At 41.8% G+C, this 25,810-nt stretch carries 26 protein-coding genes and 1 tRNA gene; 6 read left to right on the top strand and 21 right to left on the bottom strand.

Annotated features, from left to right (window positions below; genetic code table 11):
* The first annotated feature begins 8 nt into the window (after positions 1-8).
* From rsxB to nth, 6 genes are read left to right on the top strand one after another with little or no spacing between them, the layout of a single operon-like run.
* A complete protein-coding gene (gene rsxB / locus KKOR_RS04725) occupies positions 9-596 on the top strand; it encodes an electron transport complex subunit RsxB (protein WP_012800876.1) in 588 nt (195 codons plus the stop codon).
* The gene (gene rsxC, locus KKOR_RS04720) at positions 596-2,215 is read left to right on the top strand and encodes an electron transport complex subunit RsxC (RefSeq protein ID WP_012800875.1); all 1,620 of its coding nucleotides are present in this window, start codon (positions 596-598) and stop codon (positions 2,213-2,215) included. The genes rsxB and rsxC overlap by 1 nt, the downstream gene beginning before the upstream one ends.
* Positions 2,212-3,288, top strand: coding sequence for an electron transport complex subunit RsxD (gene rsxD, locus KKOR_RS04715; RefSeq protein WP_012800874.1), 1,077 nt, complete (start codon positions 2,212-2,214; stop codon positions 3,286-3,288). Before rsxC ends, rsxD begins: the two co-directional genes overlap by 4 nt.
* Positions 3,278-3,919, top strand: a complete 642-nt coding sequence (rsxG, locus tag KKOR_RS04710) for an electron transport complex subunit RsxG (protein ID WP_012800873.1) — start codon at positions 3,278-3,280, stop codon at positions 3,917-3,919. Before rsxD ends, rsxG begins: the two co-directional genes overlap by 11 nt.
* On the top strand, positions 3,912-4,613 hold the full coding sequence (locus KKOR_RS04705; protein WP_012800872.1) for an electron transport complex subunit E: 702 nt from the start codon (positions 3,912-3,914) through the stop codon (positions 4,611-4,613). The genes rsxG and KKOR_RS04705 overlap by 8 nt, the downstream gene beginning before the upstream one ends.
* The gene (gene nth / locus KKOR_RS04700) at positions 4,606-5,241 is read left to right on the top strand and encodes an endonuclease III (protein WP_012800871.1); all 636 of its coding nucleotides are present in this window, start codon (positions 4,606-4,608) and stop codon (positions 5,239-5,241) included. Before KKOR_RS04705 ends, nth begins: the two co-directional genes overlap by 8 nt.
* Before the next feature lie 46 nt (positions 5,242-5,287).
* On the opposite strand, the gene KKOR_RS04695 is transcribed toward nth, so the two are convergent.
* From KKOR_RS04695 to KKOR_RS04595, 21 genes are all read right to left on the bottom strand, one after another.
* Positions 5,288-5,364, bottom strand: a tRNA-Val gene (locus KKOR_RS04695).
* Positions 5,365-5,416: 52 nt separating this feature from the next.
* A complete protein-coding gene (gene cysC, locus KKOR_RS04690) occupies positions 5,417-6,013 on the bottom strand; it encodes an adenylyl-sulfate kinase (RefSeq protein ID WP_012800870.1) in 597 nt (198 codons plus the stop codon).
* Between the two features lie 18 nt (positions 6,014-6,031).
* Positions 6,032-7,780: an SLC13 family permease gene (locus KKOR_RS04685; protein ID WP_012800869.1), complete on the bottom strand. Its 1,749-nt coding sequence runs from the start codon at positions 7,778-7,780 to the stop codon at positions 6,032-6,034.
* Positions 7,781-7,797: 17 nt separating this feature from the next.
* The gene (gene cysN / locus KKOR_RS04680) at positions 7,798-9,219 is read right to left on the bottom strand and encodes a sulfate adenylyltransferase subunit CysN (RefSeq protein WP_012800868.1); all 1,422 of its coding nucleotides are present in this window, start codon (positions 9,217-9,219) and stop codon (positions 7,798-7,800) included.
* The gene (gene cysD, locus KKOR_RS04675; RefSeq protein WP_012800867.1) at positions 9,219-10,127 is read right to left on the bottom strand and encodes a sulfate adenylyltransferase subunit CysD; all 909 of its coding nucleotides are present in this window, start codon (positions 10,125-10,127) and stop codon (positions 9,219-9,221) included. Before cysD ends, cysN begins: the two co-directional genes overlap by 1 nt.
* A 77-nt stretch (positions 10,128-10,204) precedes the next feature.
* Positions 10,205-10,927 carry a WecB/TagA/CpsF family glycosyltransferase gene (locus tag KKOR_RS04670; protein ID WP_012800866.1) on the bottom strand — a complete coding sequence of 241 codons (723 nt, stop codon included), beginning with the start codon at positions 10,925-10,927 and terminating at the stop codon, positions 10,205-10,207.
* Positions 10,924-11,910, bottom strand: coding sequence for a polysaccharide deacetylase family protein (locus KKOR_RS04665; RefSeq protein ID WP_012800865.1), 987 nt, complete (start codon positions 11,908-11,910; stop codon positions 10,924-10,926). Before KKOR_RS04665 ends, KKOR_RS04670 begins: the two co-directional genes overlap by 4 nt.
* On the bottom strand, positions 11,907-12,779 hold the full coding sequence (locus KKOR_RS04660; protein ID WP_012800864.1) for a sulfotransferase: 873 nt from the start codon (positions 12,777-12,779) through the stop codon (positions 11,907-11,909). Before KKOR_RS04660 ends, KKOR_RS04665 begins: the two co-directional genes overlap by 4 nt.
* On the bottom strand, positions 12,772-13,290 hold the full coding sequence (locus tag KKOR_RS04655) for an acyltransferase (RefSeq protein ID WP_012800863.1): 519 nt from the start codon (positions 13,288-13,290) through the stop codon (positions 12,772-12,774). Before KKOR_RS04655 ends, KKOR_RS04660 begins: the two co-directional genes overlap by 8 nt.
* A complete protein-coding gene (locus KKOR_RS04650) occupies positions 13,274-14,332 on the bottom strand; it encodes a glycosyltransferase family 4 protein (RefSeq protein ID WP_012800862.1) in 1,059 nt (352 codons plus the stop codon). The genes KKOR_RS04655 and KKOR_RS04650 overlap by 17 nt, the downstream gene beginning before the upstream one ends.
* Before the next feature lies 1 nt (position 14,333).
* Complete coding sequence (locus tag KKOR_RS04645; protein ID WP_012800861.1) at positions 14,334-15,296, bottom strand: sulfotransferase family protein; 963 nt, start codon at positions 15,294-15,296, stop codon at positions 14,334-14,336.
* The gene (locus tag KKOR_RS04640; RefSeq protein ID WP_187287328.1) at positions 15,293-16,474 is read right to left on the bottom strand and encodes an O-antigen ligase family protein; all 1,182 of its coding nucleotides are present in this window, start codon (positions 16,472-16,474) and stop codon (positions 15,293-15,295) included. The genes KKOR_RS04645 and KKOR_RS04640 overlap by 4 nt, the downstream gene beginning before the upstream one ends.
* 96 nt (positions 16,475-16,570) lie before the next feature.
* Positions 16,571-17,314: a polysaccharide deacetylase family protein gene (locus KKOR_RS04635; RefSeq protein ID WP_083777355.1), complete on the bottom strand. Its 744-nt coding sequence runs from the start codon at positions 17,312-17,314 to the stop codon at positions 16,571-16,573.
* The gene (locus tag KKOR_RS04630) at positions 17,289-18,125 is read right to left on the bottom strand and encodes a sulfotransferase domain-containing protein (protein WP_012800858.1); all 837 of its coding nucleotides are present in this window, start codon (positions 18,123-18,125) and stop codon (positions 17,289-17,291) included. Before KKOR_RS04630 ends, KKOR_RS04635 begins: the two co-directional genes overlap by 26 nt.
* Positions 18,122-19,420: an oligosaccharide flippase family protein gene (locus KKOR_RS04625; protein ID WP_012800857.1), complete on the bottom strand. Its 1,299-nt coding sequence runs from the start codon at positions 19,418-19,420 to the stop codon at positions 18,122-18,124. The genes KKOR_RS04630 and KKOR_RS04625 overlap by 4 nt, the downstream gene beginning before the upstream one ends.
* Positions 19,420-20,373: a sulfotransferase family protein gene (locus KKOR_RS04620; protein WP_012800856.1), complete on the bottom strand. Its 954-nt coding sequence runs from the start codon at positions 20,371-20,373 to the stop codon at positions 19,420-19,422. Before KKOR_RS04620 ends, KKOR_RS04625 begins: the two co-directional genes overlap by 1 nt.
* A 188-nt stretch (positions 20,374-20,561) precedes the next feature.
* A complete protein-coding gene (locus KKOR_RS04615) occupies positions 20,562-21,053 on the bottom strand; it encodes an acyltransferase (protein ID WP_012800855.1) in 492 nt (163 codons plus the stop codon).
* Between the two features lie 270 nt (positions 21,054-21,323).
* A complete protein-coding gene (gene wecC, locus KKOR_RS04610) occupies positions 21,324-22,577 on the bottom strand; it encodes a UDP-N-acetyl-D-mannosamine dehydrogenase (RefSeq protein ID WP_012800854.1) in 1,254 nt (417 codons plus the stop codon).
* Between the two features lie 23 nt (positions 22,578-22,600).
* On the bottom strand, positions 22,601-23,716 hold the full coding sequence (gene wecB / locus KKOR_RS04605; protein WP_012800853.1) for a non-hydrolyzing UDP-N-acetylglucosamine 2-epimerase: 1,116 nt from the start codon (positions 23,714-23,716) through the stop codon (positions 22,601-22,603).
* 8 nt (positions 23,717-23,724) lie between these two features.
* A complete protein-coding gene (locus KKOR_RS04600) occupies positions 23,725-24,741 on the bottom strand; it encodes an undecaprenyl-phosphate alpha-N-acetylglucosaminyl 1-phosphate transferase (protein ID WP_012800852.1) in 1,017 nt (338 codons plus the stop codon).
* A gap of 3 nt (positions 24,742-24,744) precedes the next feature.
* On the bottom strand, positions 24,745-25,731 hold the full coding sequence (locus tag KKOR_RS04595; RefSeq protein WP_012800851.1) for a Wzz/FepE/Etk N-terminal domain-containing protein: 987 nt from the start codon (positions 25,729-25,731) through the stop codon (positions 24,745-24,747).
* Between the last annotated feature and the right edge of the window lie 79 nt (positions 25,732-25,810).

The raw sequence follows: 25,810 nt of genomic DNA, 5'->3' as shown, positions 1-25,810 counted from the left end.
GGTTGCCCATGGATTTACTGGTAGCAGTTATTATTCTTGCTGTGCTTGGTCTGATTTTCGGTGCCATCCTTGGTTTTGCTTCGGTGAAGTTTAAAGTCGAAGGCGATCCAATCGTTGATCAAATCAACGAGGTTTTGCCGCAAACCCAGTGCGGCCAATGTGGTTACCCGGGTTGTAAACCCTACGCCGAAGCCATTGCTAATGGCGATGCCATCAATAAGTGCCCTCCAGGCGGCGAAGCTGGCGTAAAGGCGTTAGCTGATTTATTAGGTCGGGAAGTCATTCCATTAGACGAAGAGCGCGGTGAAGAACAGCCTCCACGTGTCGCCTATATCCGCGAAGACGAATGTATCGGTTGCACCAAATGTATTCAGGCCTGCCCGGTTGATGCCATTTTAGGCGCGCCAAAACTGATGCACACCGTCATTATTGACGAATGTACAGGCTGCGATTTATGCGTTGAGCCCTGCCCGGTTGACTGCATCGACATGCTCGAAATTCCGCAGACCGTTGCAACCTGGAAATGGCAACAGCCTGAACAGATGGAATTGAACCAAATCCCTATCAAACAGGTTTTTAGTAAGGAGACCCATTAATGGAACGCTCCAACTATAAATCTGAAATCCCCATTTTCGAGTTTCCCGGTGGCATTCATCCCAAGGAACATAAAGTCGAGTCGAATCAGACACCGATTCGGGATATTCCATTACCCAAACAATTAGTCATCAACCTTAAAGGTCAGGCAGGCAATCGCTCGTTACCAGTTGTGAATGTCGGCGATGTGGTGTTGAAAGGTCAGGTCATTGCAGAGAGTGATGGCGTTTTTAGCAGCTTTCAGCATGCTCCAAGTTCAGGCACAGTAATTGCGATTGAAAAACGTCCCATTGCACACCCTTCCGGTCTTGATGATGTATGTGTCGTGATTGAAACTGACGGCAAAGATCAGTGGTGTGATTTAAATCCAAAATCCAATGTTGAAGATTTGGAGCGAGCTGAAATTCTCGCGCACATCTGCGAAAGTGGCATTGTCGGCTTAGGCGGAGCTTCTTTCCCGACTCATATCAAACTGAAACGCGAATCAGGAATCCATACCCTGATTATCAACGCTGCCGAGTGCGAACCCTATATAACGTGCGATGACCGTTTGCTACAGGAGCATGCACAGTCAGTCTTTAAAGGCGCGCAAATCATTAGCCAGCTGTATCAAGACTTAAAAATCATTATCGGAATTGAAGACAATAAACCTGATGCGATTGATGCTTTAGTATCGGCTCGAAAAGAACTCGCCATGGATGATGTAAAAATTGCAGTCATTCCAACCAAGTATCCAAGCGGTGGCGAAAAGCAGCTCATCCAACTGATCACCGGAAAAGAAGTTCCGCATGGTGGCTTACCTGCTGATTTAGGTTTGGTTATGCACAATGTTGCAACCTGCTTCGCGATCTTCCAAGCCTTCGAGTACGGCAAGCCGTTGGTGTCACGTGTCGTAACGCTGACCGGTGAAGCCTGCCAGAAAGCCGGTAACTATCAGGTACCATTTGGTACTCCAGTTGAACATCTGATGAAGATAAGTGAGGCCACAAATCCCGGCGTATTAGTCATGGGTGGCCCAATGATGGGCTTTGAATTGCCTAACTCTAAGGTCGGCATCGTTAAATCCACTAATTGCATCATCATGGCGGCGCCAAAAGAATTGAAACACGACCATTTAGCCCTGCCCTGTATCCGTTGCGGTGCCTGTATGGATGTCTGTCCAGCATCTCTGCTACCACAACAGCTCTATTGGCACGCCAAGTCTGATGAGTTTGAAAAGGCCGAAGAATACGATTTGTTTGATTGCATCGAGTGCGGTGCCTGTGCTTATGTTTGCCCCAGCGACATTCCGCTGGTGCAATATTATCGCTACGCCAAGTCTACGATCCGCAATCAGAAAGTTGAAAAAACCAAAGCCGATAAGGCTCGGCTTCGTCATGAAGCTCGCCAGGAACGACTGGAACGCGTGAAGCGTGAGAAAGCTGAGAAGCACCGCAAAGCGGCAGAAGCAAGACGCAAAGCGGCAGAAGCAGCCGGCGATGATGATACCAAAAAGTCAGCAGTTGCCGCAGCGCTGGCTCGGGTAAAAGCTAAAAAGGCAGAGCAAGATGAAGATTCTGCAACTGGCTCTTCAAATGAGACTGAAAACCAAGAGACAGACAACAAAGGGAATGACGCATGAGTCTAATATCGTCACCATTTACTAAAAATCCCACCTCAGTCAGTGCGCTGATGTTATGGGTTATTGGTGCCACATTGCCAGGCTTATTCGCGCTGGTCTATTTCTTCGGCTTCGGCGTTATTATCAATATCATTCTTGCTAGCGTTACCGCTCTGGTTACTGAAGCTCTTATTCTAAAAGCTCGCCAGCGTCCTGTACTGCCGATCTTATTTGATGGCAGCGCGCTGGTTACCGCCTGGCTATTGGCATTGGCTATTCCGCCTCTACTGCCCTGGTGGATGACGGTTATCGGTGTTTCATTCGCCATTGTGTTTGCTAAACATGTCTATGGCGGCCTAGGTAATAACCTGTTCAATCCGGCCATGGTTGGTTATGTGCTGCTACTGATCTCTTTTCCGCTGGAAATGACCTCATGGCTTCCCCCTGCTGAACTGGCGCAAAACCCTGTCGGTTTTATGGACGCACTCTCTTATATCTTTACCGGTACTGGTTTTGATAACCAGTCAATTGCTTCAACGCGTATTGGACTTGATGGCTTTACCATGGCAACGCCACTGGATCACGTCAAAACCGAACTATCCCAAGGATACCGCCTGGCTGAAATTGAAACTCACGCAGTGATTAATGGTTTATCCGGTTCTGGCTGGCAGTGGGTTAATCTAGGTTTCCTTGCGGGCGGTCTGGTACTGATGTTCCGTAAAGTCATCGGCTGGCAAATTCCGGCAGGCCTTTTGTTAGGTATGGTCGCCATGTCGTTCGTATTATTCGCCAGCAACAGCGATCACTATCTGTCACCCAGCTTTCATTTGTTTGCTGGCGCGACCATGCTCGGTGCTTTCTTTATTGCTACTGACCCTGTTACTGCCTCCACCACACCAAAAGGGCGTTGGATATTTGGTTTAGGCATTGGCATCATCACCGTTCTTATCAGAACCTTTGGCGGCTATCCTGACGCTATTGCTTTTGCCGTTTTGCTCATGAACATGACAGTGCCAATGCTCGATTACTACACCAAGCCGAAAACATACGGTCATAAAGCAAAACGAGCCACAGGAGATTCCAATGCTGACTAAAATGATTGGAAAGAACGGATTGATTTTAGCCATTTTTGCAGCCGTTTGTGTGGGACTGATTGCTATAACCTATTACATCACCCGCGACACCATTGCTGGCGAGATGGAGGCTGCACTAGCCCGCACTTTAAATCAGCTGGTCGAACAGAGTGAATACAATAATGATGTTTATCATGACTGCACTTTAATCGAAGATGCGGCTGCGTTAGGCTCCAATAAACCATTGAAAGCTTACCGCATGCGTCAAGATGGAGAGCCAGTAGCGGTTGTCATGGAGTCAATTGCTCCTAACGGATACAGCGGTAAAATTGCTATGGTGGTTGGTATTTATGCAGATGGCACTATCGCTGGCGTGCGAGTAACTGATCATAAAGAAACTCCCGGACTGGGTGATAAAGTAGACGCCAAGAAAAGTGACTGGATATTAACGTTTGCAGGAAGATCGCTGCGCAATCCTGAACCTGATGGGTGGGCGGTAAGCAAGGACGGTGGTCAGTTTGACGCTTTCACTGGCGCAACCATAACGCCTCGCGCAGTCATCCAACAAGTCGCAAAAACACTCGCCTTCTTCGAAAGCAACCAGCAGCAACTGTTCGAAGGACCGCAAAACTGTGGAGGAACGAATGATTAATTCCGAACACAAAACGATTATCAAAAACGGGCTATGGGATAACAATCCAGCGCTGGTTCAGTTACTGGGTTTGTGTCCACTGCTAGCCGTCAGTAACACCTTCATTAACGGATTGGCACTTGGTCTCGCCACAACCTGGGTTCTGGCAGGCTCAAACGGCTCCGTGTCATTAGTTCGTAACTATATTCCCAAAGAAATCCGCATTCCTATTTTCGTAATGATGATCGCCAGCTTTGTGACAAATGTTGGTCTTATTATGAATGCTTATACCTATGACCTGTATTTAACGCTCGGTATTTTCATTCCGCTGATCGTCACCAACTGTGCCATTATAGGACGCGCCGAAGCCTTCGCTTCAAAGAACAAATTTGTCCCATCGCTACTGGATGGCGTCATGCAAGGGTTTGGTTTTACGGCGGTGTTATGCACGCTAGGAGCATTACGCGAGATGATCGGCCAAGGCACACTCTTCTCAGGTGCCGAGCAACTGTTTGGCGAATGGGCCAGCGATTTAACCATTTCTTTCTACCTGACAGATTCAACCTTCCTGTTCGCCATATTACCGCCAGGTGCTTTCGTTGGGTTGGGGATTCTGATCGCGATCAAAAATGGTATTGATCACAAACGCGCAGAACAAGCTAAAGCGAGCAAAGCATCACCCGTGCAAAGTGGAGAAGCTTTGAGTCATGAATAAAGAAAAGCGTCAGGAAATTTTTGAACGACTGCGTGCTCATAATCCAAACCCGACAACGGAGCTAGAATATAACTCCACCTTCGAATTGCTGATTGCCGTCATTTTATCAGCGCAGGCTACCGATGTTGGTGTGAACAAAGCAACCCGTAAACTCTACCCAGTTGCGAATACCCCTGAAGCGATTTATGCGCTAGGTGAGGATGGGCTGAAAGAATACATCAAAACCATCGGCCTATTTAACAGCAAAGCGAAAAACGTCATTTCCTGCTGTAAAGACCTGATTGAAAAGCATAACTCAGTGATCCCGGATAATCGAAAAGACCTCGAGGCACTGGCTGGAGTTGGCCGAAAAACGGCTAACGTAGTGCTCAATACAGCCTTCAGACAACCCGCCATGGCAGTGGATACCCACATATTTCGCGTGTCCAACCGCACAAAAATAGCGCCTGGTAAAAACGTCCGGCAGGTCGAAGAAAAACTGCTTAAATTTGTTCCTAAAGAATTCCTGCTCGACGCCCACCACTGGCTCATCCTGCATGGCCGCTACACCTGCCTCGCCAGAAAGCCGCGCTGCGGTAGCTGCATCATCGAAGACCTGTGTGAGTTTAAAGATAAAACCAGCGATTAAAAGACAGACACAAAAAATGCCGCATTAAGCGGCATTCTTTTGAATTTGGTAGTCGCGAGTGGACTCGAACCACCGACCCCCACCATGTCAAGGTGGTGCTCTAACCAGCTGAGCTACGCGACTATTTTAAGAGCGGGAATTCTACCATAATCTTTTTGCGGTTCAAGCAATTATTTTAAGAGATGAAGCCATTATTTCGTAAATAATCCAAAACTTGATTAGCAAGCTCATCAATTGTGTGCTCATCCGATTTTAATTGGATCTCAGGATTATTCGGTGCCTCATAAGGAGAGTCCAGTCCGGTAAAGTTCTTAATGTCACCGGCTCGTGCCTTTTTGTACAAACCTTTAGGATCTCTTTGCTCGCACACCTCTAAGGGTGTATCAACAAACACCTCAATAAAATCACCCTCATTATGTAAGTCACGCACCTGTTGACGATCAGCTTGAAAGGGTGAAATGAACGCTGACAAAACGATTAGTCCAGAATCAGCAAAAAGCTTTGTGACCTCTCCAATGCGACGGATGTTCTCTACTCGGTCTTCTTCACTAAAGGATAAGTCCTGATTCAACCCATGGCGAACATTGTCTCCATCAAGCAAGTAACTATGATTCCCATTCTGAAAAAGAAGTGATTCTACAGCATTGGCCACTGTCGACTTACCTGAACCTGAAAGCCCAGTAAACCAAAGCACACAAGGCTTTTGGTTCTTTTGCTGGCAACGGTCTTCATGAGTCACATTATGATGGTGCCACACGATATTTTCTGTCATGAAAGCTAACTCCTGGTTTTACGAAAATGGAAACACAATAGGGATCATTAACAAGGCAACAATAGTGAAGCAAAGGGAAACCAACCACCCCACCTTAGCAAAATCTTTAAAGCTGTAGCCACCGGCGTTCATGACCATCAGGTTGGTTTGATAGCCATACGGACTGATAAAACTGGCCGAGGCACCGTAGGCCACAGCCATCACATATGGCATGTAGTTGACGCCAATTGATTCAGCCAGTCCAAATGCTATTGGGAACATCAAGGCCGCAGCAGCGTTATTGGTTACCATCTCTGTGATAATCCAAGTTAGCAAATAAATGCTAATGAATGATAGATAAATGCCGGTGATGTCGTTACTGCTTTCGATATGGAATAAACCAGTCACACCGTTCGCTATCAAGTTAGCCACTCCCACCTGATTAAAAACATCTGCGATAGCAAGTGCAGAAGCAATGACCAGCCAAATATCAAGCGGCAAACGTCGACGCACTTCTGTAGCGCTAATTACTTTGGTTGCGAATATTAATATCAGATATGTTATAAGCGCGGTAAGTAAATCGACAAAACCAAGAGCTGCCAAAGCTATTGCCAAGAAGAATCCGCTAAAGGTGATAATTTCCTGGGAAATTTTTAAGGGTGGGTGCAACTGTACTTTATCCAAAAAGATAAAGTTACGATCAATATTGGGACGCTTATAAAAGTCACGACCTGTTGCGATGACCAGTTTATCGCCCGCCCTAATTTCGACTTCGCCCAGGGCACCGGATAATCGCCCGCCATTGCGGCCAATAGCCACCACTGCGGCATCAAAATGTGCGCGAAAACTGCTTTGTTTCAATGTTCGCCCTATTAAAGTTGACATAGGACTTACGATGACTTCTTTAAGGTGTTTATCTAACAGTCCTGAATCTTCAGCAAATACACTCAAGCCTTTTATGCTGGCGAGTTGCTTTGCCAGCTTAACATCACCACAGTAGATAAGTTGGTCGCCCTCCGCCAACTCAAGGTCGTGCTCAACTGATGCAATCACTTGGTCTTTACGAACGATTTCAACCAGATCGAGTCCTGTAATTGTAATAAGTCCAGCCTGATATAGACTTTTGCCAATCAGCGTACTGTCACTATCAATTTTTGCCTCAAGGAAATACTCGCGAGTTACCGTTTCGGCAATGTTATCCTTTGGCAGCCAATAACTGACAATAATAACGGCGATGCCACAGACTAACAGAATCGCCAAACCTACAGGTAAAAAGTCAAAGAAGTTGAAGCCCGCTTTACCATAATCAACAAGAAAGCTGTTAACGACCAGGTTAGTCGAAGTACCAATCAAGGTTAAGGTGCCACCTAAAATGGCAAAATAGGACAAAGGAATTAGCAGGCGCTTAGCAGATTGGCTGGAATTATTTCGCACCGCTCCCATCAAAGAAGCAACAATAGCGGTGTTATTTAAGAATGCTGAACTGGCAGCCACCAGGCCACCCATCTTGGTCAAGGTGACAAACTGACTTTTACTGAATAATTGTTTACTAACCCAGGCCAGCGCACGAGTTCGCTCCAGCGCGATAGAGCAAACCAGTAATAGTACTAAAGTTAATACCGCTGGATTAACCGCATGACTGAAGAAACGCTCAGCAGGAACGAAGCCCGGGAAATAAAGCGCCAATGCTGCTAACGAAAAAAGCCACGCGGGGCGGGCCAGGTTAAAAACCAGCCCAACCAACATGGCTATGATAACGCTAAAAACGTAGGCTTGCTCTAGTAGCATACCGCTTTCAACAGTTGCTATTTAGTATTCGAAATATCTTTGGCACCCCAGTGTGGGAAGTGCTTTCTGACAAATTGATTTAGTTCCAATTCAAACGCACTCACATCGACTGGCGCACTTGGCTCTTCAGAATCCGAGAGAGGTTCTTCAATCATACCTGCGCCCACTGTCACATTACTCAATCGATCGATGATGATAAAGGCGCCGGTTTTATGATTTGAGCGATAATCATCAAACATCACTTTTTCGCTCACTTCAAGATCAACCAAACCAATTTCATTCAACTCTAATTGACCTGCTGGATGCTCAGCCATGGTATTGACGTCAATACGGTGATGTATTTTATCAAACTCACCTGAAGTCAATTTGCTGTTAAACTTAATATAGTATTCTTTATGTTCCGTCATTGGTTGCTCATGCATCCAGACAACTTTTGCACGCATCCGAGAAGAAACGTGTGGCAAGTTATCCTTCTTCACAATCATATCACCACGACTAATATCGATTTCATCGTTCAGTGTTAGGGTAACAGCCATTGGTGCAGTCGCTTCTTCAAGCTCGCCCTCAAAGGTTACAATCGATTTAATCGTAGATAGCTTTCCAGATGGCAAAGCTCGAACCGTATCACCAACACTAATAGTGCCCGATGTAATGCTACCGGCATAGCCACGGAAATTCAGATTGGGGCGATTCACATACTGAACGGGGAATCGGAAATCTTCCAAATTAATATCATGAGCTATTTCTGTAATCTCAAGGTAGTGCATCAAAGGCGAACCACGGAACCATTTCATGTTCTCGCTTGGGTTAACCACATTGTCACCATCCAGCGCAGAAATCGGCACAAAGCGAATATCAGGAATATCCAAGGTACCGGCTAATTTTAAATAATCAGCCTGAATTGATTTATAAACGTCCTGGGAGTAATCAACCAAGTCCATTTTATTCACTGCTACGATGACATGTTTAATGCCTAATAAAGAGCAGATAAAGCTATGGCGACGAGTTTGTGTTTGCACGCCATAACGAGCATCAATCAGGATAATCGCAAGATCCGAGGTTGAAGCGCCAGTTGCCATATTACGCGTATACTGCTCATGCCCTGGAGTGTCCGCGATAATAAATTTGCGTTTGTCGGTCGAAAAATACCGATAGGCAACATCAATGGTAATGCCCTGCTCACGTTCAGATTGCAAACCATCAACCAACAATGCCAAATCTACCTTATCACCAGTCGTTCCAGATTTTTTACTGTCTTCTGTGATGGCTGCTAACTGATCTTCAAAGATCATTTTGCTGTCGTGTAACAGGCGACCAATTAAGGTACTCTTACCATCGTCAACACTTCCACAGGTAATAAAACGTAGTAATTCTTTATTCTCATGCTGATCTAGATAACTAAGGATATCCTCTTGAATTAAAGATGATGCATGCGACATTAGAAGTACCCCTCAATTTTTTTCTTTTCCATTGAACCAGAGCTGTCGTTATCAATTACACGTCCCTGCCGCTCTGATGTCTTAGTTAATAGCATTTCTTGAATAATAGCTGGAAGTGTATCGGCTTCAGATTCAACCGCACCAGTTAATGGGTAACAGCCTAAAGTACGGAAGCGCACCTTTTTCATCATTGGCTTTTCGCCCTCTTCCAACGGCATGCGTTCGTCGTCGACCATAATCAAAGTACCATCACGCACGACTACAGGACGCTCTTTTGAGAAATACAAATCAGGAATTTGGATATTCTCCAAATAGATATATTGCCAAATATCCAGTTCAGTCCAGTTAGACAAAGGGAATACTCGAATACTTTCACCTTTGTGTACTTTCCCGTTATAGATATTCCACAGTTCAGGTCTTTGATTCTTGGGATCCCAGCGATGCTTCTTATCACGGAACGAATAGACACGCTCTTTAGCACGAGATTTTTCTTCGTCACGACGAGCGCCACCGAAGGCCGCATCAAACTGATACTGATCAAGTGCCTGCTTTAAGCCCTGAGTCTTCATGATATCGGTATGGGTAGCACTGCCATGGGAGAAAGGTCCAACGTTCATGGCTAGCCCTTCGGGATTTTGGTGAACCAAAAGCTCGAAGTCATATTCCTTTGCCATGCGGTCGCGAAATTCAATCATTTCACGAAATTTCCAAGTAGTATCAACATGTAACAATGGAAACGGAATTTTGCCTGGCGCAAAAGCTTTACGTGCCAAATGAAGAAGAACGGAAGAGTCCTTACCGACCGAGTAAAGCATTACTGGTTTATCAAACTCAGCAACTACTTCTCGCATAATCTGGATTGACTCATACTCGAGCTGTTTAAGATGTGTAAGTGATTGATTGTTCATTACAAAAAAAGACCTAATTTGAATTTGTTTACTGCCCTGTTTTTAGCTTGGCAATTGTAATGGAAATGCAAGTGAATTTATAGCTTTCCTGCAAAGTGTAGATAGAAATATCGAAATAAGTTCATTTGTCTGAAAATACGTTTTGGTTGTGAAATTAACCTGTAAAACCATTCGAGATGTAAGTCGCAAAATAACTTGGGAGCTCTTTTCACTTTTCCGACAAAGACATCATAACTACCACCAACTCCCATATAAAATGCATCCGGATGCACTTCTCGGAGTTTAGTGATTAAAAGCTCCTGCTTGGGCGACCCTAAGGCTACAGTGACGATATCTGGCTTTAGTCTAAGAATATCAGCAATGACATCTTGCTCATCATCAAAATAACCATTTCTCCGAGTCAAATTGTTCAAACCAAATGAATCGCTCAACTTCGAAGCAGTCAACTTATTGGTTTCTTCGCTGGCACCAAGAAGATACACCTGCTTGCCGGTTTGCGCTGCTTTCTTCATCAGCTCAAGCCATAACTCGCATCCCGGAATACGCACATTATCAACACCCTTCTTCTTGATTGTCTTTACCACTGAGATTCCATCTGCATAGAGAATCGTGCCTAACAGCAAATTCTCTCTTATGGCGACATCGTCACGTGCAGATATCACTTTTTCTGCATTAACTGCAACAGCGAAACCGGGTAAGACGCCGCTTTCAGAACAGACAGTCTCAACGGCCTCGCGCATACTCTTAAAAGGGGTAATGGGTAAAGTGCCAACCTCGACGGCTTGTCTTTGTTGAATCATAAGCTGTTATACCACTGACTAATCGTCATATAGTTGTCATTAGAATGGCTTGATAAGAATTTATCCAATGCCTTTAAGCTATAAGGAGTTAACGATTTAGGATGTCCTATAAGAACCAAATTTGCTTCAGAGCCATACTGCTTCTCACATTCGTTTCGGAATTTATTCAACATACTTGATTTATAGCCATCAATAGAAGCAACTGTTCTACTTTTCTGCGTCAAAAGTCGCTTTAACTGCGATTTTGACATTGGAGCAGCATTACCATCACCAAAACTATGATGCTTTATTCCGCCTAACTTTTTAACCAGCGCAAACTTCCAGAAAAATAATGGGCTGACATTTGAACTACTTATAGGTAATTCAATGAAGCGGCCATTCTCTTCAGGAGTCAGGGGATCATCGCCAAACCTCCACCAAGCCAAATTGGGGCTATTCCTAAAATCGAAACCCTGAAATTTAGAAAGATTTAAACCATCTTTGTAGACAGTGCTGTCAATCCTAATGCCCGACTCATACAGCGCGTCTGAAAAATGATCAAACGGTTGGATACACCATCCACCCGCACGATAGGCAATGGCTCTACTCTTAGTAATAGAATTTAACTTATCAGTGTATTTTTTTACTATGCTATGAGCTTCTTCCTTCGAGAAATCAGACAGTTTATAAAAATCAAGCTCAAACTTCCAAGCCCCATCATGCCACTGCGACTTTTCCCAGTGTGGATGAATGTGCAGCTGGATATCATGTCCAGCTGCTTCAAGCTCTTGTATTTGCAGCTTTACTTTAGAGACAGCGTCTTGGTCACAGTCCAGCTCATCAGCTCGAGAAATATAGCCTACATCAACAAAGAAAGCCGCTTTGGCCTCTACTTTATCCAGGACTTTAAGTAATTGTTTTGTTGGGCTGAGAATACACGCTTCCGCTGAACCTGATTCACGGCCAAAAAACAACTCATAATCTAGTGTAAGAAAGGTTTTCATGGCTTGTACTTATTTATCAAGTTGAGAGGTAAGGTTAGGAACCATATCGTATAACGTTTCCATGCTGGTAACTTAGATCGCCAGTTATCACTTATCCTAAATAGAACCTCATCTTTGCTTACCAGTCTATTGCCACCAATGACATGCCCTGTTTGCATTGTGCTTCCCGACTCTAATAGTTGTTTTACGTTATCCACGTTAACGCCTAAACTTTCTGATAACTCCGTCAATGTCTCAACTGGTTTTAAAAGCAAATCTTCATACCTGACTTTCTGTACCTTTCCTCTAAGAAGGGTTTTTGTCGTAACCCAGGCCACGCAATTCACGATGAAGTAATAGACTGTTGCAGATATCCAGCCTCTAGATGTTTGTACATTTTTTGCAAATGAATTCACAACCCCTCTCGGGTCTCTAACCAAATAGATGTAATGTATGTCATTACCTAACAATGAATTTAGGGCTAGAGCTCGACCAATATACTTTGCCGAATCGATTAACACCGGCTGTTGCGCTGATACTGACTCAAACAATGATTTATTGGCTTTTATATATTCCGAAAAACCTAGAGCCCTGTTAGGTGAAAAATAATACTTACCAACGTATCGATGCGACTCTAGCTCACGTGCTTGCAGTCTATAAGTATCATTATCAAATAGTTTATGGAGCTTGGGAAAGTATTCGCTCCAAAATGGGCAACTGACTAGAGTTTCTCCACAGCTACATGACTTCTCTTGGGAGAAATGCTCTGGAGCCTGATGTAATTCACCGAGAGCCAGCGCATTCGTATTATTGCCTAATAATAAAGAGAGAATTGTGGTGCCGCTTCTACCTGCTCCAAGTAAATAGATTATCTTCACGTCTTTACTCATTACGCATTTTAATGACCTTGGCCGGATTGCCGCCGATAATCGCGTAGTCCGGGACTGACTTAGTAACAATAGAACCGGCTGCTATAATGGCGTGGTTACCCACCTCGACACCGGGCAGAATCACTACGTTTGCGCCTATCCATACATCATCACCAATGATCGTTGGCTTGCTACTTTTACCCTGCAAAGCGATTGGAGTTTCCAAGCTTTCAAAGTTATGGTTCCGTGTATAAATTTTTACATTTGGACCCATGATGACATACGAGCCTATTTTAACGTTCGCATGGATCAAACTAAATTGTCCAAGCTCGGAGTTATCACCCACTTCAACAAATGGGGATACATCTGCATTGTGCTTTACCCTTAAGTTCTTACCACACTTAGTCAAAAATGACTCAGCAAGTTTCCTTCTAATCCAGGGAAAGAAAAGTCCGTAAGGTCGATAGTCCTCTGGAGTAAAACGAAAAAAAGCTATATAAAAGAAGTAAGCCAACTTACGTTTTAGACTCATCCAGAAGCCTCCGGTATAGTTGTTTATGTTCTGCCACAACTTTAGCCAAGCTAAATTGCTTATTCGAATGCCTAGCACACTCAGCTAAACGTTTATAATCCCCTTCAAATATCAACATGGCTTCTTCTAACCTCTCTTGTATTGAAGATACAGTTACTCCCTTAAAGAAAAAACCATTCCGCCCCTCCTCTACCTGCATCTTCAACCCACCAACTGCTGAAACGATAGCAGGGACTCCACAGTACATGGCTTCCGATACCACCAATCCGAATGCTTCTGACTTAGAGGGCAGCACTAAAAACTTGGCTTGTTTATACAAAGCTGCAATCTCACTTTGTGGTAGATTCTCTTTTATAGTAAGGTCATGTTTATCTGATAAAGTCATAATATCAGATAGCAAAGGTCCCGACCCCACAAAACACAGCTTCAACGGTTCTTCTATGTTCTTTAAAGCAGCAATTAACTCAGATACGCCTTTCAATACTGTAAATGAACCGACAAAAATAAAGTCGTATTGCTTTGCTTCAGGCTGTGATGATGAATAAAAAGTCCGCTCATCTATACCAGCGGGCCAAACCGAATCAACCGTCCTTGCTAGCTTTTGCTCAGCTGTCTTCTTGAGCTCTTCACCTACAGCTATCAAGTAATCAAGAGATCGACTCAAACTCCGTGCAAAATACTGGCTCAAACCACCTGAAAAATGCCCATTAATATCTGTACCATGACAGGTAACCACCAGCTTAGACCGAGGGTGAAATAACTTATATACGGCACCCCAAATAATCAATGGATAAAAGAAATGAATATGAACTACTTGGTATTTCCGAAATAAGTACTTTAATGAACCGAACAAGAACTTCGTGTATTTAATAACAGAACCAATCTTAGAGGTATATTGCCTCGGCATTGCTAATAGATGGTAATGAACTTCTGGCTCATTAAGCTTACATAAACCTTCGTAAAGATTTTTAACATATACGCCTGCATAAGGTTTTTCAGAAGAAGGATACATGTTGCTTAGCAAAAGAACCTGATATGTCATTTTAGCGCCCCAATAATCTGCGCTTGATCATTGAACCCAAGTTACCAAGCCGACTTATATTCACTAAAAAAGCAAAGGGTAATTTAACTGTATAGAATACTGTTAACCCGTATGATAACAAACGAATAGGCCATGAGTAGTCAACCATTTCATATCCCTCACTCTGGATTTCATTACCAAGGTGCCTCTGTATCATACATGCCTGCAAAGACGACAATTGTTTTTTCCACTTTTGAGAGTTTCCTCGTCGAATAAAGCTCATATCTTTACTTATAGATTCTTGCCCAGTAAATCGCTCCAGGTGAGGAATTAAAGACTCTGGAGCGTCAGTAATGCTTTCATAATGAACGCAAAGCAAACGGGACTCCAGTTTCTGTCGACTCTTTACTAGTTGCTGATACGAGGAGCGCCAAAATCGGCTCATAAGCCAAGGATTATAATTGACCCATAAACGAAAGGCTTCAAAATACCTTTTTTTATTATAAAAATAGTTCTTCCACTTATCACGCTGAGATAATATACAATCTCGTGGATCTCGAATCATATAGATAAAGCGAGAATCTGGAATCTCTTCAGCAATTTCGACCATGTAGTAAGCATTACGAGGTGTAGGATCAACCTCTAATGGTGATGACAGCTTTCCTGTAAGGACCCGATAAATACGTAACGCATCTGGTTGTTCAAGCTCCTCTGCTTCAACCCTAAACTCTTTTAAGACCTTCTCTACAGAACGACCATCGTCAAACCTGTCACCCACACGTTTGACGATATCAGTTAACTTTTCTATTAACTGCTTACGTTGAAACTGAGACAGGACTTGATTTCTCTCAGCTTCCGAGTTACCAAAAGAATACAGTTGCTCGAAAAAGTGCAGCTCAGGAATAAATGATGTTATTCCTAGTTTTGTCAGCACTTTATTCATCATTTTTGTACCTGAACGTGAATATCCGACTATAAAAATCATTGAACCCTTCTTTGCTTAGCTTTCAAAAACTGAATATGTGGCGGACCCACCAAAAATAAAGCTAGCATTGCTGACACGAAACTATCCATGAAAACTCCCCCTTTAAGCGAGATAACAACTACAAAACAGAATAAGCTCATGGTGTAAGGTTTTGCGCTATTGGCACTTTGAAATTTGTGATAAAACTTGAGAGCTAAATACCAGAGGAGTCCATAAAATACAATAATACCAACTAACCCAAGCTCACCCAGCACCGAGGCAAAATTACTATCAAAAATCCCTCTCATTTCACGTACATGAGGTAAGTGAGACATACCTAAAGATGTATATACTGGACTAGCTTCTGAAAATACAGTACCAAATGTGGCCACGCCTGAGCCAAAGGGGAAATTTTGATAAGCCAGAACAAACGAATTATATAACATCAAGCCTCTAATATAATGATCGTTAGCATCACTTGCACTTAACTCTACATTTTTAACAAGAGAGCTCACCAGCCAAGAGTCTTTAAAAATAAAGACTCCCAGAGCAAAAACAATCATGGTTGTAGCCAGTGTGGCTACTTTTAAACCTCTTGATATTCTCGATGAAAATACTATAGAGGTGAAAATAACAATTGGCACTACAATAAGTGTACTTCTAGAACCAGAGAGCAAAATGAGAACAAACGTGAGACCCAAGGCTACGGTTCGAGTTAATGAGTGATTTCTCATAAACCAAAAATATAGAAAGAAAAAGCCAGCTACATATGCAAGTTTATTAGGCTGCATAAAGAAACCAACCAAGCGAGGAAGCAAAGCCTCTCCACGATAGTTTTCCTCAATATTAAACACCTTAAAAAAAACAGAGCCTAAAGCAATATTCAGCGCAGCCCCAGCAACCATAAACCAGAATAAAAAAAACAACACTCTTTGAGCTGATGGATCATTTGGTCTAAGAGCTAAATAGAATGCTGATAGGATAAAAAAGATTTTAAGGTTAAATACTGACTGAAAAACAACATCTAGCAGTTCCCTATTTGCCCCAAGGGCTACCGAAACTCCAATCTGGTAAAGAAATATAAGCAGTGTATACAGGAAGAAATACTTAATTCTGTACCTTTCACCAATATAAACGAATGGAATGATAAGAGAAAAGAGCAGAATGAGATTTGATAGAATTGAATCAGCAATAGGCACAAAAGTGCTTAGCATCCTTCCGGCTAATAATAGATATAGTGAAACCTCTATAACGAGCTTTAAAGGTACTATTGTATTATTGTTCATTGTCTATTATTAATGCTTTCTTTGTAGAAAATTCCACAAGCCGCTCACCTTTACCAATAGTTCACTCTCAGAGAAGCTGTTCGGTAAGCAAAGTCGCTTCAGTCGATATAGGTCCGAGTCTGCGTCTACAAAACCAGAGTCAACCGTTAAGCTTGCTCTAACACCCAACTCCTTACAAGCATCTACAGAATCCTGATTATATTGCCCATAAGGAAATGCAACATACTTTATCATCCCCGCCTTCCTACTATGCAAAAAATCTATATTCTTTCTAATCTCTTCAAGCTGCATTGTCTTTGATAGCTGACTTAAATTAGGGTGGGAGTGTGTATGTGATTGAATATCAAAGAGCTTTCCCAATTCACTCAGTTCACTCTCTGTAACAAACTTTTGACCATCTAGTCGGTCTGGTGACGAAGAAACAAAATTAATAGCCTCTACCCCATTTTCTGCAAAAGCCGAAGCAGATAAATTGCTGCGCCTTCCATCGTCAAGCGTTACAACCAAAGCATAATTGGGTATTTGTTCCCATGAATTAGATTCTATAGCAGCTACAAGATTCTCAAGAGATATGAAGTTGTAGTATTTATATAGAGCACTATAAACAACTTGCGACTGCTCATGGTTCATTTCATGAAATAAAATTATTGTTGCCTTTTTACGCTGCATAATTCTGCGGTATAACCCTGCAACACCAGAGTGTCTTAAAGCGGCAAAGAGCCCCCGTTTAAGCATTCTTTTTAATCGTTTCATAGAATTCAATTTCAGTTTTCAAATAGGGATGTATAAGATTCTCTGCTTCTAAGTCATTAGTTTTAACAGGTTGACTATTCAGCTTAACCAGTAGCTTGCGGACTTTTCTCTTTATTTCACCCCCTGGGATAAAGGGCCGTAAACACCGTTTAATCTTTGAATCGCCTTTAATAATAGTATCAAACCAGCGAACTCTTGAAACTGAACGAGTATTTTTATTTTCTGGCTTAACAAGACTTACCTCATGGTTTAGAAATATACTTAAACTCACATTTAATTGCTCAACATTGTTCAATGTATTCATAGGTAGTACAAGTACATTTTCCTTATCAAATACAGTATATAAAGAGTCAACCCATTTGCTATGCATCGACCGCCTAATTATTTTTTCAAATAACACACTGTCATGCCCATTACCATTCTTTAATTGCTCCAGAAACATCTCAACTTCTGACTGTGAGCTTCTTGCCTGGTGATGTAACTCGGATATGGCTCTCTCAAGTGGGTGCCGTATTATATAAATGACTTTTACATCTGAACTGGATGCTTTTATTCGCTCAAGCGCCTTAGTGCTGTAGACATAATTCGCGGCCACTTCACCTAATAGCAATTTCGAATTGTTGAGTTCAGCATGATCAAACTTATCCCAGTACCACTGCCAACCCAAAGAATAATTCTCATCATCATCGAAGAAATGAAAATCTTTTGCTAAAGGAAGACTAATACCCGTAGCTTGACTTAACATTGCGTGGAGTGAAGTTGTTCCACATTTGGCCCCACCAACAACAATAAAGTTTAACTTCTTACTCATGCTTTCCACCTTAAATACTTAGGGTGGGCAAAAGTATAAAAACCAAACTCCCTCTTCACCTTAAACATAAGGCTAAACACTTGCGCAATAGCTCCCAAAGCATAAATTAGTGCAATCAAAGTCAATGAGGGCCATATAAATGACAAAACCACAGCGATAGTTACTGTAGTTAACGTCACCCAGAATATCGACTTCCTAACAAACTTTTGATGTCCGGTCATCATTAAAGTATATCCACAAGGGCCAGAGACAGCATTGAAACATCGTCCGGCTAAAATAATTACCATCACTTGATAACCGTTTGTATAAGAGTCACCAAATACAAATCCTAGAGTAGCCTCTCCGAAAACCACTAGAACTGCAAACAAAAATAACGTAGGCACCGTAGCTAGCGTCGTTGATTGTCTGACAACTTTTTCCAAGTGTTCTAAATTACCTTTAAAATTTATACGTGCAACTTTTGGAGCAACAAGTACATTTACTAACTGCAAACCAAAGTTGATTAAAAATGCAAGTCTGGAAACAGCGCCATAAACTGCAACCGACGATGGTTCAAGAAATAAAGAAATAACCCATAGATCTGAATTAGTTAAAACAAATGCTAAAACTGAACGAACACCTAAGGGAGAAGATACTTTATAAATCTCTTTGATACTCAGGGGCTCTCTATTATTTGTACTAAATTGAGGCGTTCGCTTTTTGATTACACCCTTAGAGTACCATTCACAGATAGCAATATTTAATACTGAGAGTCCGACTAATACTTTAAAAAAGATAGTAAAGTTATCGGTTTCGCCTATCCACCAAAAAGTTATAAAAGCTGTAGTTAGGTTAACTAGCGCGCCACCAAACAACCCTGAGGCAACCAACATAGAGAGTGACCTGAGTGCCTCTGAGTAGAAAAATTGAAAGCTGAGAAGCAATGCATAAGTAGCTACCCAAATAATACTACCGGTAGATATATCATAAGGCATCAAGGATAAAACAATAGAAATTACCCCTGCTACCAGTGATGATTGCATAACGAGTAATAGTTTAATTTTCTTGAATGACTCTGATAGCCGGTAGTAGTTCTTATCTGCTACATCTTCAGATAAAAACCTTAAGGCAGTGGTTTCTAGCCCAAAGCGTCCGACTAAAGAAGCAAAAGTAGCAATGTTAAATAATAAAAAGAACCAGCCGGCTTGCTCTTTGGGAAGCAGTTGAGCAGCAAAGCTACTGACCAAAAAGCCACCTAAGACTATCAGTCCTCGCCCGGCAACCGCCCTTAACCCCTTACCTATTAACTTTCTCATCACAATTTATACATATTAGAACATGCACAACCATTAATAATGTGCTTAATAGTTGATAAATCATTTTCTGTTAATGATTGTTGCCATTTCTTAAGTGAGGAGGTTGTTAATGCTTTCTTCACATTGCTGTGGTGCTCATGCGCCACAACATCACCTAAGGATTTGTTTGACAGGTGATGGTTAATCATCTTATCAGTATATGGAATACCCAAATATTCCGATGTCTTTTGCATTGTTTGTTCTGGACTTATAACCAAATCCTCATACGAAACAACCAATTTATTTTTCAGATACCGATTCAAGCGATTGTTAACTGTTTTCCACAGTCTGGAAACGGATGCAACATCATTATGCATTCCTGTTTTTAGATAAGACGCAACAACCGCACGAGGATCACGAATTAGATGTATATAGTGTGCTTGCGGAAATAGTTTAACAATATGGTGTGCATATAATGCATTGATAGGAGTCTTATCGCCCCAAAATTCTGTCTCTACACCTTGTTCACGTGCATAGTGACGATAAATAACATCAATGATATTTGCTAAAGTTTGGTGATGTTTTGGTAACTCGCGACACTCGCTATAACACAAAGACAAGTCTATCTGCCAGGTATAAAACTCTTTATAAGCCTGAAACTCACTAATAATCAGAGAGCTGAGTTGATCCCATGGTAAATAATTATATGATCGAAATAGCCGAATAGCTTTCGGTAAAACATAAGATTCAGGAGGGATGGCTATATCCCCCCCCGCCATCAACATAGATCTCAATAGTGTATTACCTGAACGACCACCTCCTAAAATAAATAAAGGCTGACGGTTAAGACAGCCTTTTTTATGAAGCGGATACTGTGAGAATGAAAGTTTAAACAACGATTTCAAACGAGCGACTGTGCTTAATAACCACAGGGGAACCCGAGAAAGTAAAATTGCTCGGTCAGCTCGTTTCATTTCCAGATACCTTTAGTGAGTGTTAACCTACTAATGTAGGCTAATAAATTTACGTTTGCTTTCATTTACTGTTCTTTATATCTGATTTATTAAATTATTAAACTGACAATCCCAATTAAACAAATAGAATGTTGCTTACCCTTTACTCAATTGGTAAATATAGATTGTATTAAAAACCACCCTACAGATTAGTTTTTAATGAGGTTTTTTGCTGGAACTCCACCATACATTGCAGATTTTGGCACATCTTTTACCACAACAGCCCCTGCAGCAATCGTACTGTCATCACCAATTTTAACTCCAGAGCAAATTATCACCCCAGCTCCGAGCCAAACGTTCTTTCCAATTTCAATAGGCCGATGTGATGTTTCTCTTACCCCATCTGAATTTATCTTGTGAGAGACAGTTTCGAAACAAACCCGGGGGCCTATATGACAAGAGGCTCCTATTTTAATTGTAGCTTTGGGAGCAGCAAACCTAACGTCTGTATTAATGAATGATTTTTGTCCAATGCTAATATTCCCCACGCTACTTGAGGTAGGGAATTGCATTGAACCTAAGCATGTAATCCTTCCTTCAATTTTGACTCCCGCCAACTTGTAAAAAACAAACCGTAGCTTATTACAAAGCTTCAGTCTGGGTAATTTATTTCCAAACCAAACTAATAACAAACTATACATAAGCAAAACTCACGCCTAAAACACAACTAACTTTAGGTAAAACAAACGATGCTAGTATGACCGTTATGGCTATTTCGGAAACTAAAATTGACTCGAGAAAAGCACAACTAATACAGCCAAGGCCACACATCAAATTAAGAACATTCATGATTTAGCCCATACACTCAAAATATGTCTATTAATTGATAACATCATGTTGCCTATTAACCTCATCAATATAACTCCAGTCTAAAACCATGAACTTAACAATAAAGTAACACTCTTGTTACATCACAACCATATGCCCTTTGCATCGATTAAGTTAGCTGGCTTTTTTGTTATAACTTTAAATTGCTTATGATCAACAAGCATCAAATGAATATCAGCGCAAACTAGAGCCTCATTAAAATCAACCAGACTAGCATTAACCAATTGTTTAGGCAGCACTGTAATATTGGGTTCAGCAATATAAGTTTGCCCTTTATTGAGTTCAACTAGTTGCTTGGCTATATCTAAAGCCGGACTTTCTCTTAGATCATCGATGTCTGGTTTAAAAGTGATACCATAACAGGCAATAGTTATGTCTTTAGCTGTTTTGTCTGGGTTATCCAGCAAAAAGTCTGCAATTGCTTTTTTTACTTTATCCACTACCCATTTTGGTTTTGAGTCGTTCACATCCCTTGCTGCTTTCATTAACTTTGCTTCTTCTGGGGTGTTGCTAATGATGAACCATGGATCGACAGCTATACAGTGACCGCCAACGCCTGGGCCTGGCTGAAGTATGTTTACCCTTGGATGTCGATTAGCTAACTGTATGAGCTCCCATACGTTGATATCTAGCTTGTCGCAAATAATAGAGAGCTCATTAGCAAAAGCGATATTAACATCTCTAAAGCTATTTTCTGTTAGTTTAGCCATCTCCGCTGTTCTTGCGTTTGTTACAATACACTCACCTTGAACAAAACAAGAATAGAGTTCAACAGCTCTTTTTGAGCACGCAGATGTCATACCACCTATGACGCGATCGTTTTCAACTAACTCTCTTACTACATGTCCGGGAAGCACTCTTTCCGGGCAGTGGGCAATATTAATATCAGCCTCTTCTCCTGCTACCTGTGGGAATGACAAGTCAGGACGTAATTCTGCAAGCCATTCTGCCATTTTCTCAGTTGCTCCGACAGGCGAAGTTGACTCAAGTATTACCAGATTCCCTTTACATAAAACCGGTGCTATGGTTTCACAAGCACTTTCAATGTAGCTTAAATCAGGCTGATGGTTATCTTTAAAGGGAGTGGGGACTGCTATCAGGAAAGCATCGGCCGACTCTGCTGAGACGCTGGCTCTTAAATATCCTTCAGTAACCGTGGCATGTACTATAGTGTCTAAGTCAGGTTCAACGATATGAATTTCACCACGATTAATGGTATTAACCGCATGCTGATTAATATCGATGCCGATAACTTGTCTTTTGCGTGAAGCAAACATTGCTGCTGTCGGTAGGCCGATATAGCCTAAACCGATTACTGAAATTGTATTAAATGGCATAACTGTTCTCTTTTATTATAATTTTATTTTACAAGCGCTTCTAGAATTCGCTGACAAGCCTTCCCATCGCCATAGGGGTTATGCGCAAAGCTCATTTTATTATACTCCTCTTCGGAATTGAGTAGCTTGTTAACTGAATCCACAATCAACTTTTGATTTGTGCCTACCAACTTTACGGTGCCGGCACTGACGGCTTCAGGCCTTTCAGTAGTTTCACGCATAACCAGAACTGGCTTTCCTAGACTCGGTGCTTCTTCTTGTATGCCTCCAGAGTCTGTTAAAATAACGTAGGCTCGATTCATCAGATAGACAAAGGAGAGGTATTGTTGTGGAGGTATTAACTTGATGTTATCTACTTCGGCTAAAATTCGATTAACTGGCTCCTGAACATTTGGATTTAAATGGACAGGGTAAACAATTTGAGCCTGCTTATTTGACTTAGCTATTTCAACCAAGGCTTCACAGATTCTTTCAAATCCTCCACCAAAGCTTTCGCGACGATGACCTGTAACTAAAATAAGTTTCTTCTCATCATCTAAAAAAGGAAATTCGGAAGCTAGAGAAGCCATCAACTTCGAGTCTTTTTCCAACTTGCCACTAATCATTAGCAATGCATCAATCACAGTATTGCCTGTCACAAATACACTTTCTTCCGGGCAGTTCTCATTGAGCAGATTCAACTTACTGGTTTCAGTTGGAGCAAAATGAAGTTTGGCGAGAGCTCCCGTAAGTTTTCTATTAGCTTCTTCAGGCCAAGGAGAATAAATGTTACCAGTGCGTAATCCAGCCTCAACATGCCCTACTGGAATTTGTTCATAATATGCTGCCAGGCTCGCTGCAAATGTCGTTGCGGTATCGCCATGCACCAGTACGATATCGGGTTTAAATTCTTTCAATACGGGAGTAAAGTCAGACAAAATTCGACCAGTAACTTCAGGCAATGTTTGCCCAGCTTTCATTAAATCTAAATCATAGTTTGGTTTTATCTCAAAAAGGTCTAAAACTTGATCCAGCATCTCTCGGTGCTGGGCTGTCACACATACACGAGCATCGAAGCGCGAGTCATTAGATAATGCATGAACAAGAGGCGCCATTTTTATTGCTTCGGGGCGCGTTCCGAATACAGCTAAGACTTTCATAGTTGAGGTTACTTTGGAAGTTTAAATTTATGGCGAAGTGATAGCAATTTATTATAAATAATGAAAGTTACGATAAAAGATATAACCGTTATATATTCAGGTAGCTGATAAGAAATGATTAGAAAGCCTATTAATCCAAATACTAAACTGATACTTGAAATGAACAATAACGCTTGGCGGGAATTTAATCCTATATCCATAAAGACATGATGCAAGTGTTCTCTGTCAGCCACAAGAGGGGACTTGCCTTTTCGTAACCTTCTAAACATGACAGCAATCATGTCAATTAATGGAATGGCAATAAACCATAATACATGTGCAGGAGCTACAATTGCTTGTTCTGATTGGCTCGTCACAATTAATAGCCATGATACAACCAACCCAAGCATCATACTTCCAGCATCCCCCATAAATATTTTATTTTTCTTAGAGAAAAGTCCCAAGTTGAATAATAAAAAAACAATGAGTGAGGCTGTCAATGCTCCAATCAAAAGCTCAATACTGACATCACTGATTACAAAACTTATAGCAAGCAGGCTAATTAAAGCTAAGGTTCCAGCAAGTCCATCAATACCATCTGTCATATTGAACGCATTGATACCGGCAACAATTGCAAGTACAGTCACAAGCCCTGAGAGGGGCCCCGTATAGATCTCTCCAAAGCCGAAAAGGTCACCAAAACTTGAGATCTGAATATCTGTGCCAAACGTTAATATTGACGCAATGAGTATCTGCGCAATTAATCGTAGTTTAGCATTTAAATCATAACGATCATCCAAGGCCCCAATAAATACCATTAAGGATATGGATATCAGAATCAAATTGATGTGTTTATTATCTAGATGTAGACTAACTGTCGATAGTGTTGAAAGGTAGATAGCAAGCCCACCGATTAAAGGAATATTTCCTGAATGTTGCTTTCTATTATCAGGTGTATCTACAAGCCCCCAGTTTACGGCCAAAGGGCGCAGTACAAGTATCGCAGAAAAGCTAATAATAACCGATAAAACAAGACTTAAATGCATAAGTTAATCCTTAACTAACCGCTTTTCTCTTTTGTACAGACCGCTCATTAAGACTATGAATAAAGACAAGAAGCCGCCCAACAAAGTCCCTATTATACAAATTAAAGCCCTTTTAGGCTTGTCTTTTTCCTCAGGAGCTTTTGCTTCACTCACTGTTTTAAATACATATTCATCTGACACTTGAGCTAGCATCTTCGTTTTATGTTGCTCTTGAATGAGTTCACTGAATACTGCTCTAATTTCAGCAACTGATGTTTGGTTTATCTGCTCCTCAAGATATTTTATGCTTTCATTGGCTTCTTTAAGTGCTCTTTCTTTCATGTGCTCGTTAATATCTTGTACTAACCAATCTGTCCATTGCTTCGCAATACGAGGGGAATAGTGAGTAACTGAGATATTGACCAAGCCTTTTTCTGCATCTTGACTAATAAGAAGACGCTTTCTGAGTTGCTCGTACAACTCCCAACTTGTTGGCTCAACAGTTTTCCCCTTTGGTGCTTGCCGCACCCACTCGTTTCGTTGGGGGTCATAAATATCTTCATCAAGCTGTAATTGATCAGTTGACTCTTCCCACCCTTCTGCTGCGAAGAGAGGTACATCAAGTTCATGCTTGTCAATGAATTGTTCAGCAAAGCCCCAGCTGTTCATTATTTCAATCGCTATTACTGCGTCCGTAGATTCAGCCGCCCCCAAGTTGACGCCGGCAAGTGATGCAAGCCCTCCAAATTGCCCACTCAATGATGCTAGTTTACCACCACGACCACTGTCGTTTGGTTGCACAATTGCAGTAGCTTTGTATTCATTCGGGAGCCATAAGGCTAATGCTACTGAGCCAATAGCAAAAAATATTGTTATAGCGATTATCAACCATTTACCCTGCCAAATTATAGAGAACAACTCTCGAAGGTCGATTTCCTCTTCTTGATAGCGCGATTGCGGCGGGTAGTAGCCTTGTGTTGGTATGTTCTGTTGATTGTTGTCTTGATTCATAATTTGCTTTCTTGATTATTGGCAACTTTTAAAATAGCCTATCCATTAACTTCTGGGGTCCGGTAGTGCATCGCTCTGC

It is taken from the genome of Kangiella koreensis DSM 16069 (genome assembly GCF_000024085.1).
GTDB classification, from domain to species: domain Bacteria; phylum Pseudomonadota; class Gammaproteobacteria; order Enterobacterales; family Kangiellaceae; genus Kangiella; species Kangiella koreensis.
This window is presented reverse-complemented; position numbering and strand designations above follow the sequence as displayed.